15 protein-coding genes are annotated in these 14897 nt (G+C 54.3%); 9 read left to right on the top strand and 6 right to left on the bottom strand.

The window, feature by feature from the left end; all coding sequences use genetic code 11:
* Nucleotides 1-165 precede the first annotated feature (165 nt).
* Together NST44_RS02415 and NST44_RS02410 are read left to right on the top strand one after the other, a co-directional pair.
* Nucleotides 166-696, top strand: coding sequence for a sigma-70 family RNA polymerase sigma factor (locus NST44_RS02415; protein ID WP_340897640.1), 531 nt, complete (start codon nucleotides 166-168; stop codon nucleotides 694-696).
* Complete coding sequence (locus NST44_RS02410) at nucleotides 689-2086, top strand: DUF4179 domain-containing protein (protein WP_028404754.1); 1398 nt, start codon at nucleotides 689-691, stop codon at nucleotides 2084-2086. The genes NST44_RS02415 and NST44_RS02410 overlap by 8 nt, the downstream gene beginning before the upstream one ends.
* Before the next feature lie 225 nt (nucleotides 2087-2311).
* Here the strand turns inward: NST44_RS02410 and NST44_RS02405 are convergent, their stop codons facing one another.
* The 3 genes from NST44_RS02405 to NST44_RS02395 form a co-directional block, all read right to left on the bottom strand.
* Nucleotides 2312-2722: a hypothetical protein gene (locus NST44_RS02405; protein WP_007130495.1), complete on the bottom strand. Its 411-nt coding sequence runs from the start codon at nucleotides 2720-2722 to the stop codon at nucleotides 2312-2314.
* A 186-nt stretch (nucleotides 2723-2908) separates the two neighbouring features.
* On the bottom strand, nucleotides 2909-3286 hold the full coding sequence (locus NST44_RS02400) for a cytochrome-c oxidase (RefSeq protein WP_340897636.1): 378 nt from the start codon (nucleotides 3284-3286) through the stop codon (nucleotides 2909-2911).
* A gap of 174 nt (nucleotides 3287-3460) precedes the next feature.
* Nucleotides 3461-4621: a copper amine oxidase N-terminal domain-containing protein gene (locus tag NST44_RS02395; RefSeq protein WP_340897634.1), complete on the bottom strand. Its 1161-nt coding sequence runs from the start codon at nucleotides 4619-4621 to the stop codon at nucleotides 3461-3463.
* A gap of 242 nt (nucleotides 4622-4863) precedes the next feature.
* On the opposite strand from NST44_RS02395, the gene NST44_RS02390 reads away from it, so the two are divergent.
* Entirely contained in the window at nucleotides 4864-5943 is a 1080-nt protein-coding gene (locus NST44_RS02390; protein WP_028404757.1) for a lactonase family protein, read from the top strand.
* 162 nt (nucleotides 5944-6105) lie between these two features.
* Here NST44_RS02390 and sleB read toward each other — a convergent pair whose 3' ends face one another.
* Nucleotides 6106-6765, bottom strand: a complete 660-nt coding sequence (gene sleB / locus NST44_RS02385; RefSeq protein WP_028404758.1) for a spore cortex-lytic enzyme — start codon at nucleotides 6763-6765, stop codon at nucleotides 6106-6108.
* A 383-nt stretch (nucleotides 6766-7148) separates the two neighbouring features.
* Between sleB and NST44_RS02380 the strand changes: the two genes are divergently transcribed.
* From NST44_RS02380 to NST44_RS02365, 4 genes are all read left to right on the top strand, one after another.
* Entirely contained in the window at nucleotides 7149-8243 is a 1095-nt protein-coding gene (locus NST44_RS02380; RefSeq protein WP_340897632.1) for a sulfate ABC transporter substrate-binding protein, read from the top strand.
* A gap of 29 nt (nucleotides 8244-8272) precedes the next feature.
* Nucleotides 8273-9130 carry a sulfate ABC transporter permease subunit CysT gene (cysT, locus tag NST44_RS02375; protein ID WP_007130489.1) on the top strand — a complete coding sequence of 286 codons (858 nt, stop codon included), beginning with the start codon at nucleotides 8273-8275 and terminating at the stop codon, nucleotides 9128-9130.
* A gap of 21 nt (nucleotides 9131-9151) precedes the next feature.
* Entirely contained in the window at nucleotides 9152-10015 is an 864-nt protein-coding gene (gene cysW, locus NST44_RS02370) for a sulfate ABC transporter permease subunit CysW (protein ID WP_007130488.1), read from the top strand.
* Between the two features lie 171 nt (nucleotides 10016-10186).
* Entirely contained in the window at nucleotides 10187-10411 is a 225-nt protein-coding gene (locus NST44_RS02365; RefSeq protein WP_007130487.1) for a YezD family protein, read from the top strand.
* Between the two features lie 209 nt (nucleotides 10412-10620).
* On the opposite strand, the gene NST44_RS02360 is transcribed toward NST44_RS02365, so the two are convergent.
* Nucleotides 10621-11511: a hypothetical protein gene (locus NST44_RS02360; RefSeq protein WP_340897628.1), complete on the bottom strand. Its 891-nt coding sequence runs from the start codon at nucleotides 11509-11511 to the stop codon at nucleotides 10621-10623.
* Nucleotides 11512-11729: 218 nt separating this feature from the next.
* Here NST44_RS02360 and NST44_RS02355 point away from each other — a divergent pair, with 218 nt between their 5' ends.
* Together NST44_RS02355 and NST44_RS02350 are read left to right on the top strand one after the other, a co-directional pair.
* Complete coding sequence (locus NST44_RS02355; protein WP_340897626.1) at nucleotides 11730-12713, top strand: alpha/beta fold hydrolase; 984 nt, start codon at nucleotides 11730-11732, stop codon at nucleotides 12711-12713.
* An 11-nt stretch (nucleotides 12714-12724) separates the two neighbouring features.
* Nucleotides 12725-13477 (top strand): MerR family transcriptional regulator, encoded by a 753-nt coding sequence (locus tag NST44_RS02350; protein ID WP_028404762.1) that lies wholly within the window; start codon nucleotides 12725-12727, stop codon nucleotides 13475-13477.
* Nucleotides 13478-13864: 387 nt separating this feature from the next.
* Here NST44_RS02350 and NST44_RS02345 read toward each other — a convergent pair whose 3' ends face one another.
* Nucleotides 13865-14758 carry a hypothetical protein gene (locus NST44_RS02345; protein WP_340897623.1) on the bottom strand — a complete coding sequence of 298 codons (894 nt, stop codon included), beginning with the start codon at nucleotides 14756-14758 and terminating at the stop codon, nucleotides 13865-13867.
* Nucleotides 14759-14897: the final 139 nt, after the last annotated feature.

Below are 14897 nucleotides of genomic sequence, written 5' to 3'. Positions count from 1 at the left end.
TGCAAGAATTTAAAGGACAACTTTCCAACAGAGCAACAAATCGAGCGAACGGTTGAGTTCGTAATTTATTGAACCCGGGAGCTGCCGGAATCGAATTTTGCAAAACTCTGATCGTGTGACACTTTATACAAATGCTGCAGGATTCATGGGGGGAAGGAGCGGCGGATGGACGAGAAAGAGCTTGCGCTGGCTGCATGCCGGGGGGATGAAGAAGCGTTTTACACGCTTGTCGCAAAGCACCGGAGACGGTTATACGGGGTCGCGTACAGCTATCTGCATAATGAGATTGATGCGCTGGAGGCGTTACAGGAGACGGTGTGCCGGGCATGGATGAAGCGCCGGAAGCTTAAGCAGCCGGAAGCGTTCGTTCCGTGGCTGATTCGGATCTTGATTCATTGCTGCATCGATGAGCAAAAGCGAAAAGCGCGAACGGTGCCGGTGGAGCATGTGCTGGAATCCGGGACGATGTTCGAGATGATCCATGACAGCAAGCTGGATTTGGAGCGTGCGTTAAGCCGGATGAAGCCCAAATACCGGCATGTGCTGATTCTTAAATACTATCAAGACATGACCGTACCCGAAATCGCCGACATTCTGGACTGCCCTGAGGGCACGGTTAAGACGCGGATCCATCAGGGACTAAAGCTGCTGCGGCAGAAAATCGGGGAACCGGGAGGTGCCTTATTCCATGTTTGAGAAGGAAGAGCGGCTGCTTGCTGAAATGAAGCATGAAACGGAGAAGGAATCCATGATGGTGCCCGATGAGGCGCTGGATTCGGCGATTCGGAGCGGGATTCGAGCGGGGGAGCGGAGATGGAAGAAGCGGTATCGCCTTCGCGCTGCTTCTGCCGTGGTCATCGCTGCCGCCGCAGCGCTGCTGCTGACCCTTTGGGGAGGCGGCAGCACGCCGGGACCCTCGCCGCAGCTCGCCCAAGGGCCGTATCCGCCGCTGACAGGATTCGATATCGCGGGCGATATTACGGCTAGCACGGCGAATCGGCATGGCTTGATTCAGCCTGTGAACCAATCCAAGTCATCAGGCGAGTACACAGTCACTGTTCAAGGTGTACTGACGGGGCCTCAGCGGCTGCAGGTCTTCTACACGATAGAGAATCACTCAGGCCGGAAGGCAATGGTGCTCCGGGAAGAGCTGAAGCAGCCGGGCTCTGACTATAAGTTGTCATACGGATCCAGCACTGGAGGCGGGTCGTTTCTTGAGACAGGTATGTCGACGAAACAGGTGAATTATTATTTTGATGAAAGTACTCCAATACCTGAATCAGTCACCTTCGCCGTTGCGGTAGCCCCGTACTCGACGAATACGGTGTACAGCAGGAAGTCCCCGGACGAGGAGGTCATGGAGATGGACCTGAGCCTCGATCTGGAAACGATGAGACGGTTTACGAGCACCGTGCCGTTAAACCGAGTGATTGAAATCCAGGGGCAGACCATGACGCTTAAGGAGGCCGTACTGTCGCCGGCGGGCATCACAGTGAAGGCAAATATTTCAAGAGAAAATTCGATGAAGGTGTCCGGACTGTTCCAGCCTTATATCGAGTCCAGCAAAGAAGGTTCCTCTGCCGTGCAGCTCGGCAATCCCCTGACGTGGATGCCGGGTGCTCAAGGAGACATGACGTATTTCTTTGAGAGCGATGCACTTGATCAGCCGGACACACTCGTTTTGAAGGCTGGAGGGATGCAAGCTGTAAACCAAGAGGAGATGCAGATCGTCGTGGACGTTAAGCAGAAGAAGGTGCTGAGTTCGCCGGAGGATCGTATTCAGTTCGGAGACTATACGAAGAGCAAGGACAAATATACGCTATCGCTAAAATATGAAGAACGCGATTTCAATCATGGAGCAGTCTCCATCGACTCTCTGGGTTTTACGGATGGGAAAGGAAAGCGACATGCATTTAATGAAGCGGAAGGCTCCAGGACCAATGCGGAATCGACCGCGGGAAACGGCTACCGGTATACTACGTTGTACCTGTATCTGGAGCCGGAGGATTATCCGCAGCCGCTGACCTTTGACGTCAGCAGCTTTCCCGGCGTCATCGAGCAGGCGATCGAAGTACCGATCCAGTAACGGGCTTGATCGGCAATTCAAGTCGGGACCGCGAGAAGTGCGTTCGGTGCAGCTTGGAAGCTCCACGATGCTCACGGTGCAGTCTCTGCCCTTGCTCTGCTCCCGGTGCAGTCGCAAGCCGACGCTCGGCTGCGGGTGCATACGGCCTGCCTTTTTTCCCGCCCCCAAAATGACGAAGCCCTCCGGGATTTCCCGGGGGCTTTTTGTATCATTATCTCAATCGATCTACTTCCTGCGTTCGGTCGGCGAGCTTCCTTCCGGACGCTTGGCGTCGAACAGCTCGATGAGCGGTTTCGGCACGCCGTTCAGCAGCAGCCACTGCCGCAGCGTTTCAATAGCCCGGACGTGGCCGTTCCCCTCGTCCTTCCAGGTCAGCAGCTCGGCGACTTTAATCACCAGGAGCGTAAGCTCGAGCTTGTCCCGTTCGGACTGGTCGGCCCGAACCTTATGGAAGACGGCCTCCTTCTCCCAATCGAGCAGTATTTCTTCCCCAATGGTCGGCCGCATTAGGGAGTAGCTGTGCTCGCAGCGCGGACAGTGAACCGTGGTGAACGGTTCCTCATGGAAATGGGTCTCTACTTCGCAGCCGCACTTGCGGCAGCGGAAGGTGACGCGTACTTCAGTATTGGTCAACATGTCTTGGATGCCTCCTTCGAAGAGAACGGTACCTATCCTTACCCAAAACTTGGAGGAGGTGACCCACACGGATCATGACAGGCTGCCCGCCCGGCACGAAAAAACGGGTCATCCAAGGGGCATTCTGCGTTGAAGCCGCATTCCTTGGATGGCCCGTACAGCTCTTCGCTCGGCCAAGAACAACTCCTACCGTCTTGCACCTTCCCGGACGTTTGCCAACACGTTGTACAGGAAAGCCAGAATACCAAGCGTGACCAGGACTCCGCCTACTGCGACGACCGGCTCGACCGATTCGGTTCCGCTGATCAGCAGGAACAGACCGATCATCATGATGGGCAGGCCGATGTTATGGAGCCAGAAATGAACCTTCCCTGCGGCTGACTCCCCTGCGGCGGGGAACAGATAGTAAACGATCCCTGCCAGAGCCAAAGACGCCCAGCCGAGCAGGTTGATGTGCGCGTGAATCGAGCTGTAGGTATAGCTGTGGGAGATCGACATATACATGCCGAGCAGGACACCGATGACGAAATAGACGGCTGCAATTTTGATGAGTTTGATTCCCATAATAGGCCCCCTTCATGGATAACTACTATGATATATGTCCGCTGCGGTGAAGTAGAACCGAAGGAAGGCGGGATTTATCTATCCAAAATAGAAAACCGGCGATTCCGTAGGGAACCGCCGGTTAAGCATGTGTCCGGTTCATAGGCCGGGCCAGCAGGTTTAATAAGAATTCTATTATTCCAACTCGAGCACATCGTAGATCATCCACTTGCCTTCCGACTTCGTCAGCCAGTATAGATAGGTGGTAGATATCATATCGCCGTCGGCATCATCGCTTTCCTCGATATACAAGACCGCGTCCTCCCCGTCGTAGAAGAGAGGATGGGTCACCTCGGCCTTCAGGTTGAAGTTCAGCTCATCGAAGATGCCGTCTGCGATGCTGCTCTGGAACAGCTCATAATATTCGGAGTTCGGGTGAATGACGGACATCAGCAGCGGGCCATTCTCCGTGTTAAAGCCCTTGTACTGGGTATCGATCACATCCTGAATCGCCTTCAGCTCCGCTTCAGGCACGTTGGCCCGGGAGGCAAGAAATTCGTCGGAGACGTTATATTCCTGCTCGTACTCCCCCGGGAACGCGAGCTTCCAGACGCCGGAGGCATCCTTCTTGAAGTAGTTATAGCTGTAGATCGTAGTGTCCCAAGTGAAGGGCCCCGAGACGCGCTGGACGGTCGTGGCGACGAACGCTTCAGCCGTTGTGCCCGCAAGCATGACGTCCGATACCTCGCTGGATACGTTAAGGTCAAATTGGAATTGATCCTTATAATATTCGTCGAGTCCTGCCAGAAGCGGGGATTGCGGATGGTATGCCGTTTTGGCCTTGGCGAGATCCTTGGCATTCTCGGCCGCATCCAGCGTGCGGTACAGCTTCTCGATATCGGCTTTCGCCTTTGCGGTCGGCCCTTGGCGGTCGATCTTGATCGTGCGCGCCTTGGCATCCCATTTGACCGGCAGGCCGGTCGCTTCCGCGACGAACCGCAGCGGAACGAGCGTGTTGCCTCTTTGCGAAAACGGAGCGCCCGGAAGCTTGCTCTTCACGCTGTTGACATATGCCACGGACTGGCCGAGCGTCATCTGCAGCTTTTGGTCGATGTATGTCCCCGTAATTTGCTTCTTGGCTCCATCCCATCCAACCGTGTAGTTCAGTGCCTGAAACAGCGGCCGGAATTGGACGTAGGTTACCCCGTTCTTCATGATCGGCGGGGCCTGGAACTTGATTTCCTGGCCGTCCAGGTACACGCGGATACGGCTTTGTTCCTTCGCCTGCACGGCCTGGGCAGCACCGCCGAACAGCAGAAGGAAGGCAATGGCGAGAAGGCTGATTTTTTTGTACAAGTTACTGTCATCTCCCTCATCTAATGATAGAATAGAGTAGTAATCGTGGTAATCGTACATGATAAAACCAGCTCCGGCAATACTTTTCTATGGAACTAATATATGGAACGCCCTGCTGTCTACGCTTGCCCGTTTTTTGCTCAAGTAACGGTAAGACCGGGGCGATGCTGGGTAATACATAGTAAGCGAAGACAAACGCTGGTGGATTGGCTTTTCTATCCAATGATAAAGGAGTGGATCACATGACAGCAGGACAGGAACTGATATTTTACATAGGAACGTATAATTCCGAGAAAGAGAATGCCATTCATTGGGGAGCGATGGATCGGAATACCGGGGAGCTGAGGCTGCTTGGCGGTACCGCCGGCATCGAAAATCCGACCTATTTGGATTTTGACGAGTCCATCTCGGTGCTGTATGCCGCCAGCGAGATCGGCGAGAGCAAGGTGGCTGCGTATTCTGCGAATCTCGTAACCGGTGAATTGACCATATTGAACGTCCAGCCTACCGGCTCGTCCGGTGCTTGTCATGTGTCGCGCACGTCCGACGGGAAATATCTGCTTACGACGGGGTACAGCGACGGACATATTTCCGTGCTGGCTTTGGAGAAGGACGGCAAAGTTGGCGAAATCGTCTCCAAGATTAAGCACAGCGGACGCGGGCTTCGCGATGACCGCCAATCCGAGGCGCACCCTCACTCGGTGTTTGAAGACCCGCAGCATAAATATATCGTCGTGAGCGATCTTGGCATGGATGACGTCAATTTATACCGCCTGGATGAAGGCAAATTGGTGACGCACCGCGAAATCAGCCTGCCGCCGGGTTCAGGTCCGCGCCATGTAGCCTTCCATCCGAGCGGGAAATGGGTGTACGGCACCAATGAGCTGAACAGCACCGTAACGGCTTATGCGTATGATGCAACGTTCGGGGATTTGAAAATTCTTCAGCATGCGTCCACGCTGCCGGAGGATGTCGTGATGGACAACAACACGTCCTCCCATCTGCTGGTCTCCCCATGCGGCCGCTGGCTGTACGCTTCCAACCGGGGGCATGACAGCATCGTCCAGTATGTCATCGACCAGGATACCGGCATGCTGAGAGCCGTGAATTGGGTTTCTTCCGGTGGAAAAACCCCGCGCCACTTCAATATTCTCCCGGGAGGATTTCTGCTTGCGGCGAATCAGGACAGCAGTTTGATCGCGAGCTACCGGATCGATCCGGACAACGGAAACCTGGTATCGACCGGCTATACGCTGGAGGTTACACGTCCGGTATGCATCTGCCCGGTGGAAAAGGCGAAAGCGAAAGTGATTAGGGGGTAGCATATTGAAGGAAGACGGCCGAGAACAGAGGCTTCTCCCGCGCATAGATAAAGGGGCAGCGATCACCGCCTGACGGTGCCGCTGCCCCTTGCTGTATACCCATTAACGTAGTTGTAATTCCCGGTCACAGTATGCCCGGAGCAGACCTCGGCCAGCCGGAGGTTATCGGGCGAATATATGCTTGCCGATCTGCACCGTCTGCGGTCTGGACCAGATCCAGGTGCTGGTCGCCGTGACCGGATTGAAATAATAGAGCGACTCGTAGGTCGGATCCCAACCCCGCACCGCATCAAGTGCCGCCCTATAGGCGGTTCGGTTCGGCGTCAGCCAATACTGGCCGTCATCCACGGCTGTGAAGGCCCGCGGCTGGAATACGACTCCCCTAATGTCATTCGGGAATTCGCTCGACTGGATACGGTTCATGACAACGGCTCCGACCGCGACCTGACCTTTATAGGGCTCGCCGCGGGCTTCGCTGTAGATGATTTTGGCCATAATGTCCATTTCGGACTGGTTCAGCGTATATTTTTTCAGCTGTCTCCAGGTTTGCGGACCCGTGATGCCGTCGGCAGGCACGCCGTACTCTTTTTGGAAACGCAGGACGGCTGCTTTGGTGTTCGGTCCGTATTTACCATCGAGCGGCTGGGTATAGAAATCAAGCGTTTTCAAGCGATACTGAAGATCCCATACATCTCCGCTGGCGCTTCCGGGCTTTAATGTGGCTGCTGCCTGTACCGGCTGCGCGAATACGGGGATAAACAGAAGAAAGCTTAAGATAAGAGCAGAAATGTTTTTCCGCAATTTCGTTCGTATGATGATCATCTCCTTTCGGGTTGAATTATAAGGACGGAAGCGGCTGCATACAACCATCAGGATATGGAAAATCGCGTAACGGCGGGGGATTTTCCATGAAAAATGGTGCTTTGGACCGAGCATAAATTTACTGGATTTTATTCAAAAAAAAGGTTTGACAGCAGCACCGTGACTCATTACAATTACAAATAACACACTAAACAGGTAGGAATTATTATATATCGTTCTCACCGTACGGACGGAGGAACGCTCCCAAGCATGAAGCAGGGTCCTAAGCTTTAACAGGCCGGGTCCCACGCTCATTTCATGCTGCCGAGCCTTCCTCTGTCTTTTTTTTGGACTGATGATCCTGCGGCCTGTTTAGTAGAGAAAAATAAGGGAAGTGGTCTGGTATGAACAAAGCGTTGAAATTAGGGGTTCTGTCAGGATTAACGATGCTGCTCGCCGTCATGCTCACGGCGTGCGGATCGGGTACGCAGGGAGAGGGCAAGAATGCGGCGGAAGGAAATGCACCTAAAGCTTCGGAGCCCGCACCAGAGGGCGCCAAGGAGAGCGTAGAGCTGCTGAATGTGTCATATGATCCAACGAGAGAGCTCTACGATCAGTACAATAAGGCATTTGCCGCGTATTGGGAGAAGGAGAAGGGGCAGAAGGTTACATTTAAGCAGTCGCACGGCGGCTCGGGCAAGCAGAGCCGATCGGTTATCGACGGCCTGGAGGCCGATGTTGTAACGCTGGCGCTCGGCTATGATATCGATGCGATCCGCCAGGCCGGGCTAATCGAAGAGGGCTGGGAGAGCAAGTTCGAGCATAACAGCTCCCCGTATACGTCTACGATCGTGTTTCTCGTTCGCAAAGGCAATCCGAAGGGGATCAACGATTGGCCGGATCTGATCAAGGAAGGCGTCGAGGTTATCACCCCGAACCCGCAAACCTCCGGCGGAGCACGCTGGAACTATCTCGCGGCATGGGGCTATGCCCTCAAGGCGAACAACAACGATGAAGCGAAGGCGCAGGAATTCGTGAAGGAACTGTTCAAGCATGTACCGGTGCTCGACAGCGGGGCGCGCGGCGCGACAACCACCTTCGTGGAGCGGGGCATCGGCGATGTGCTCCTGGCATGGGAGAATGAAGCCTACCTGTCCATCAACGAACTCGGTCCCGACAAATTCGAAATCGTCAATCCGTCCGTCAGCATCTTGGCCGAGCCGCCGGTCGCCGTCGTGGATAAGAATGTCGACAAGCGCGGCACACGGGAGATCGCTGAAGCCTATCTGAAGTACCTGTACAGCGAGGAAGGACAGACGATTGCGGCTGATAATTACTACCGGCCGACGCTGGCTAGCGTAAGCGAGAAGTATAAGGACAAGTTTCCGGAGATCGAGCTGTTTACGCTGAAGGACGTCTTCGGAACATGGGAGGAAACGCAAACGAAGCATTTCAATGACGGCGGAATCTTCAATCAAATTTACGTGCCGGGCAGCTGATCGGCCTAAAAGGCCGAAGGCGGAAAGGAATGAGTGAGATAATGGCTGTGCTTAAGCGACAGAAACGGAGCGGCAACCGCAGCGTGCTTCCCGGATTCGGGGTCGGCATGGGAGTTACGGTATTTTACATGAGCTTGATCGTGCTGGTGCCGATGTCGGCTTTGCTGCTGAATCAGACGGGGCTGACCTGGGAGAAGTTCTGGTCGGTCGCAGCCGACCCGCGGGTACTGGCATCCTATCGGGTCAGCCTGACGACGGCCGCATTGGCGGCTCTCGCGGATACCGTGCTGGGCTTGCTGCTGGCATGGGTGCTGGTCCGCTATGACTTTCCTGGCAAAAAGCTGTGGGATGCGCTGATCGACCTGCCGTTCGCCCTGCCGACGGCGGTGGCCGGCGTCGCGCTGACGGCGATCTATTCCGCCAATGGCTGGATCGGGTCGCTGCTTGAACCTCTCGGGATCAAAGCCGCGTTCTCGCCGCTAGGCATTACGCTGGCTCTGATGTTCATCGGCATTCCGTTCGTCGTGCGAACGGTGCAGCCGGTGCTTGAGGACGCGGAGCGGGATACCGAAGAAGCGGCTGCAACGCTTGGCGCGGGGAGATGGCGGACCTTCCGCACGATTATCCTTCCGACGCTGATCCCGCCCCTGCTGACGGGCTTTGCCCTTGCTTTCGCCCGCGGCATCGGGGAATACGGCTCCGTCGTCTTTATATCCGGCAACATGCCGATGAAGACGGAGATCGCGCCGCTCCTGATCATGTCGAAGCTGGAGCAGTTTGATTACGCTGGGGCAACGGCAGTGGCTTTGCTGCTTCTGCTCATCTCCTTTGTGCTCTTGCTCGGCATTAACATCCTGCAGCATTGGACGCGAAAGACCGCGCGCTGACCTTGGAAGGAGGGAATGACGATGGCTGGAATTGTTCCTGCGGCGGCATCCGTGAAGAAGGGGGCCTCGGCGTCCCCGGCGGCCGAGGAGAAGCGCTGGGTGAAGTGGACGTTGATCAGCCTGGCCGGACTCGTGCTGCTGTGGCTGATCGTCCTGCCGCTCGTCACGGTGCTGACGGAGGCGCTTAAGAAGGGCTGGGATGTGTATATCGCGGCTTTGTCCGACCCGGATGCGCTGTCCGCGCTTCGGCTCACCTTGCTGGTGGCCGCCATTGCGGTGCCGCTCAATACGATCTTTGGCGTCATCGCAGCCTGGACGATTACGAAGTTCAGCTTCAAGGGCAAGCAGCTGCTCGTTACGCTGATCGATCTTCCTTTTGCCGTATCGCCGGTGATCGGCGGGCTGATCTTCGTGCTGGTCTTCGGCCGTCAGGGCTGGTTTGGCCCATGGCTTGCGAGCCATGATATCAAAATCATATTTGCCGTCCCCGGCATCGTGCTGGCAACGCTGTTCGTGACATTCCCGTTCGTGGCCAAGGAGCTCATTCCGCTCATGGAAGAACAGGGCACGAAGGAAGAGGAGGCGGCCGTGACGCTCGGCGCGAAGGGCTGGCAAATCTTCACGCGGGTGACGCTGCCCAACATCAAGTGGGGCCTACTGTACGGCATCATTCTGTGCAACGCGAGAGCCATGGGCGAGTTCGGCGCCGTCTCGGTCGTTTCCGGTCATATCCGCGGAGAGACCAATACGCTGCCGCTGCATGTCGAGATTTTATACAATGAATACCAGTTCTCGGCATCGTTTGCCGCAGCCTCCCTGCTCCTGCTTTTGGCGCTAATCACCTTATTATTTAAAAATTGGCTTACTCGGAAAAATGTCCATTGACAGTCGTTTCCATCCCGTGCTAATGTAAAGTTAATTCATAGTATACGGGTTGGAAAAGAGAGAATAAACCTTCGGATGCAGGAATGTTATCTTGTACCCCCGCAAGCATAAACAGATCAAGCATCCGCATATTCACATATTTTGGGCCCTGCCCGTTAAGGAGGCGTATCCATGGCTAAACCTCTTAAAGTAGATGAAAAGTGGCTTGAACGCATTGCAGGTCTGCTAAACGACATGGAATTTGGTTCGCTGCAAATTGTGGTGCATGAGGGACAAATCGTTCAGATGGAACGAACGGAGCGTAAGCGGTTTGAGAATACGGCCTCCGGAGCGGCCAAATCGGCAGGGCAGTCCCGGGGTTCGGGTCAGCAGAACCGGAGTGCCAACGTGAAATAATCGTTGGGGCCGGCAGAACCGGATTGTCAACGTGAAGTATAAGTGACATAGAGAAAAAGAGCACTTCCGCGTATCGTAAGCTAACTTACGAAGCGAAGGTGCTTTTTTTTTGTATCCACTATAACCCGGTTGGCCGGGTACCGTCGGCAGGTCGCGCACATGGAATGAACGCGCACCAGCCTGCGGCATTAGCACGGAAGTCTGCGGCTTTAGCGTCCGCCTTCTTCGTCCGGGGATGCCGGATCGCCGCAAGTCTGAGCGGTGCCCGGCTGCTGCACGAACTGATCAAGCAGCTCCGGATGCCCCGCATACGGACGCTCCCGTCTTCTGCGCGTCACCGTGAAGCGAAATCCGGCAATGTACAGGAGAATCTGGGTTGTCAGTACATAGGGCGAGGCTTCGGCCCATACCAGATTGAGTAAGGCTAAAGCGGCAATCAGCAGATGAAGCAGGATGTAGATCAGCCCGTGGGATTTCTTGCGGGAGTCCATGAGCAGCCGGTAAAAAGAAACGGTAGCAATCATATTCGACAGCCATAAGCACCATTCATAAGGGTTGGTCCAGCCTTGGTGCTCCTGTAGTCCCTGGACAAGGTTTGCGGTCCACACAATAGCCGCCGCCAGGGATAAAGCCGGTATGGCCGGCTTCAGCAGCAGCCACAGTCCCATGCCCCAGCCAGGCTGCTCCAGCCGTTTTACAAGCTCGTCGCGCTCCTGCACCAATTGATTGATCTCGCGGTTCAGCTGCTTATACAGCATCATGAGCCTCGACTCATCGCGATCGCTCAGAAAGATATCGATCTGCCCGTGAAGCTCGTGTGTCAGCCGATCCGCGGTTTTGCATTCCTGCAGCAGCCGGATCAGCTGCTCCTCGGGAACAGCGCTTCGGCCCGGATGATCAATCAGGGTGCTAAGCGGGCCTGCCAGCTTCGTATAGAGCGATAGGGATTGCCGGATGCGGGAGAGCGAGTCCTTGCGCGCTCCCAGCAGGCGTGATGCGCTATATATGTATAGGCCCGAAAATACGGCAGCAGCAAGCAATACCGCCAGCAGCCCGTTCAGCGAGCCGAACAGATCGTAAATCCAATCCGTAAGGGACAAGCGGATCCCTCCTTCATTATTCTATTTTCACTATTGCATAAGAAGGAAATGATTTCAAGCCGATTCGAAGATCGATAGGGACAGATTAGGGGACATAAACGCAAACGACATAATTATGATTAACCCTGGAAAGGGAGAACGCGAGCAGGCAGGGGTTCAGCGGGGGTTGCCTATAACGTTACGTTATAGACTATAGTGGCCTCAGGAGGGGATATGAAATGAAACGGAAAAAAAGATGGATCGTCCTGGGCAGCATTCTCTTTGCAATACTGGCCATACTGACGCTAGTCGGTTTTCTATTCAGAGATGATGGTTTGATGAGCGGCTTTGTTACAGCGGAAGGGCGGAAGGAATATATGACGGCTTATCGCGAGGCGATGGGTTACTTGCCGAAACCGGCGGAATCCCTGAGGTTCCGTACGGATTTCGGAGAGGCGCAGGTCTACAAGTTCCAAAACGGTGACACGCCGGATAAAACGCCGCTGCTGCTGCTTCCTGGAAAGGGATCCGCAACCCCCATGTGGGAAGCCAACCTGAACGATTTCCTTGAGCATCGCCCTGTATATACGCTTGATTTGATCGGAGAGCCTGGATTGAGCACGGAAACAAGCCGCATTCGTACGGCTGCTGATCAAGCCGTCTGGCTGCAGCAAGTGTTGGACCAGCTGCCGGAATCGGAACTCCATTTGCTGGGACTGTCGTTCGGCGGGTGGAGCGCGGCTAATGCGGCACTCAAGCATCCCGGTAACATTCAGTCGCTCATCTTGGTGGATCCGGTCTATGTGTTCGGCCCGATTCCCTTTAAAATGATCTTAGCATCCATTCCTGCGACCGTTCCCATTGTACCCAAACCGATCCGGGAGAAGATGCTCAGTTATATCTCCGGCGGAGCCGAAGTGGATGATAGCGACCCGACCGCCAAATTAATCGAAACTGGGATGCGGACGTTTAAGAGCAAGCTGCCCATGCCGGAAACCATCAAGCCGGAACAATTAGCCGAATTGAAGATGCCGGTGCTCGGTATATTGGCCGGAAAGTCAACGATGCACGATTCGAAGAAGTCTTATGAGACCGGCGTGAATTCCTTGAAAGACCCTTTGAGCAAGATGGTGATTTTTGAAGAGGCCTCTCATGCCATTAACGGGGAATATCCCGATGCATTGTCTGAAACGATAGAAGCCTTCTTAGATAAACTCGAGTGAGGGATGGGATTATGGGAAAAAAATATTCCGTAAAAGAAATCAGCCAATTGTCGGGAGTCACGCCGCGAACCGTTCAGTATTACGACAATGAAGGGATACTGAAGGCGGAACGGGACGAGTCGGGGCATCGGGTTTATTATGAAAAACAACTATATTTGCTGGAACAGATCATGTTCTTTCGGGCAATCGGCTTTTCATTAAGCAAGATCAAAGAACAATTGATCGTAGGTACTGAGGTTAAAGACATCGAGCGTATTCTGGATTATCAGGCATCGGTGCTGTATTCGCAAAAAGAGAGCATACAGGCCAAGCTTGACGGCTTGCATGTGGCCAAGGAATTGATGAGCGAAGGTTACGAGGTTCCTTGGGAGCTGTTATCCCATCTTATGCGATCCCTGGACGAGGTCGATATGTCGACGTGGGGAGAGTACGAATATTCGGAAGAAGACTTGCGTTTGTTTCAGGAAGTTTTTGATTCGGAGCAGGCGGCCCTGGATTTTTACAATAGGTTCCGAAAAATATCGCTCCAAGCGGCAGCGTATAACGCATCCGGCGTTCCCGTCGAGTCCGAATTAGCCAGAACCTTGGCGAAGGAATGGCAGGGAATGGTCCGCCACGCGACACAGGGTGACGAACGGATCCTCTCCGCCTTCACGTCGGTCGACCATAATCGAGACCGATGGAATGCCGGAGAGCGCCGCCTGATCATAGAGGCCGAGGAATATTTGCAAGAAGTCTTGAAGCGCTATCCTGACGACCTGTAAAGCAGAAACGCATTACTTTTAGGTTTTTGGTATTGCCCCAAATAAAAAGTGTTTCCTCAGGGAAACAAAAAGGGGGCGAGCCGCATATATTGAACTAAATCATCACTGCTTGCAGGGAAGAGAGGGAGGGGCGGGATCATGGAAATGCAGGTGAAAAAAGCGCCGTTTTGCCGCGCGAAGATGACGGTGGGATATGTCTTGCTTCTCTTGTTAACCGTTTGAGATCGGACCGGGCGAGATGCACGGCGGAATGGACGAATTGGGAAGCCAGCAAAAAAGATGGCGTCAGAGGAACAGCCTCTTGAATACGCCATCTTTTTTATGTTGTCTGCTGACATTGCAGAAATCTAAGCTTATCGGCAATTTCCAGGCAAGGGGCTGACCCTCTTATCGGCCGGATTCGTACAGCGCTCTCCAGCTTCGGTATTCATGGATCGCAACACCGGAGAAGGAGGAATGTGAGCCCGCCATGGCGTCGACCTTGAGCAGCTGCTCTTCCATAAAGGAGACGCCCTCCTCGTAGAAGGTGATAAACTCCCCTTCATTGCTGGATTTCGTTTCGACGGCGATCAGCGCTTCTTTTCCGAGGGCATCTGCTTCTTTAAGCTCCGCAACCGCCAGGTTATAGATATTCGCAGCCGTGTCGCGGTAAGCCATAATCGCGATTTGATCGAACTGGCCGATCATCCAGCGGCTGATCGTCATCGATTGATCCGGAAGGCTATACGTATGCAGCCAGAACGTAATATCCGCGCCGACCGGCAGGTCCAGGCAGTGGGCCCGGCTGACCAGATAGCGGACATTGGATTGCCACTGCTCAACGAGCCAGTCGCGGTCCGTTTTCCATTGGGGCAGCGTATGCGGCTCGATATCGACATGAATGCCGGTAAAGCGTTCTTCCGGAGCGGCAGCAGCCTGATATTCGGCGGTCCAGTTGAGGAACGTATCGATCCGGTGCCGCTCCGACTCCAATGCCCAATTCGACGCGCCGCCGAGCACATGAACCTGAATTCCGTTCTCCCCGGCAAGCCGGATGAATTTGCGGTAATGCTCGGGACGTACATCTTGATTCATTTGGAGATAGATGAGATTGACGCCTTGACGGGAAGCGAAGCCGATAATATCATCCGCCGAGCTTTGGATCATCGAGGTGTGCCATAACCAGGTGGCTTTGAGATGGGACTGTGCCTTCGCAGGCCCGGGGTGGACGGACATGCCGGTCAGCAGCAGCAATCCGCAAGCGAGACAGAGCGTCAGGAAGCGAAGGGCGTGCTTTTTCATTGTTGAATGGCTCCTTTAATAAAAAATCGGGTCTACCTAGCATAATTCGACAATCGAAGAAACGTTGTCAGGGCGGATGATCGATTTTATATGCAATCGAATTTCGCAATTATGCACTTACGTTTACTATCGGAAATGT

This window comes from Paenibacillus sp. FSL W8-0919 (assembly GCF_038003785.1).
Lineage (GTDB): Bacteria > Bacillota > Bacilli > Paenibacillales > Paenibacillaceae > Paenibacillus_AQ > Paenibacillus_AQ lactis.
Note: the sequence above shows the minus strand (reverse complement) of the source record. Positions and strands in the feature narration are given on the sequence as shown.

Bases quoted from the DNA above. Each gene is read 5' to 3' on its own strand.
- NST44_RS02415 (WP_340897640.1), top strand. From the start codon at position 166: ATGGACGAGAAAGAGCTTGCGCTGGCTGCATGCCGGGGGGATGAAGAA.
- cysW (WP_007130488.1), top strand. From the start codon at position 9,152: ATGGCTGGAATTGTTCCTGCGGCGGCATCCGTGAAGAAGGGGGCCTCG.
- NST44_RS02380 (WP_340897632.1), top strand. From the start codon at position 7,149: ATGAACAAAGCGTTGAAATTAGGGGTTCTGTCAGGATTAACGATGCTG.
- cysT (WP_007130489.1), top strand. From the start codon at position 8,273: ATGAGTGAGATAATGGCTGTGCTTAAGCGACAGAAACGGAGCGGCAAC.
- NST44_RS02410 (WP_028404754.1), top strand. From the start codon at position 689: ATGTTTGAGAAGGAAGAGCGGCTGCTTGCTGAAATGAAGCATGAAACG.
- NST44_RS02390 (WP_028404757.1), top strand. From the start codon at position 4,864: ATGACAGCAGGACAGGAACTGATATTTTACATAGGAACGTATAATTCC.
- NST44_RS02405 (WP_007130495.1), bottom strand. From the start codon at position 2,722: ATGTTGACCAATACTGAAGTACGCGTCACCTTCCGCTGCCGCAAGTGC.
- NST44_RS02345 (WP_340897623.1), bottom strand. From the start codon at position 14,758: ATGAAAAAGCACGCCCTTCGCTTCCTGACGCTCTGTCTCGCTTGCGGA.
- NST44_RS02400 (WP_340897636.1), bottom strand. From the start codon at position 3,286: ATGGGAATCAAACTCATCAAAATTGCAGCCGTCTATTTCGTCATCGGT.
- NST44_RS02365 (WP_007130487.1), top strand. From the start codon at position 10,187: ATGGCTAAACCTCTTAAAGTAGATGAAAAGTGGCTTGAACGCATTGCA.
- NST44_RS02350 (WP_028404762.1), top strand. From the start codon at position 12,725: ATGGGAAAAAAATATTCCGTAAAAGAAATCAGCCAATTGTCGGGAGTC.
- sleB (WP_028404758.1), bottom strand. From the start codon at position 6,765: ATGATCATCATACGAACGAAATTGCGGAAAAACATTTCTGCTCTTATC.
- NST44_RS02355 (WP_340897626.1), top strand. From the start codon at position 11,730: ATGAAACGGAAAAAAAGATGGATCGTCCTGGGCAGCATTCTCTTTGCA.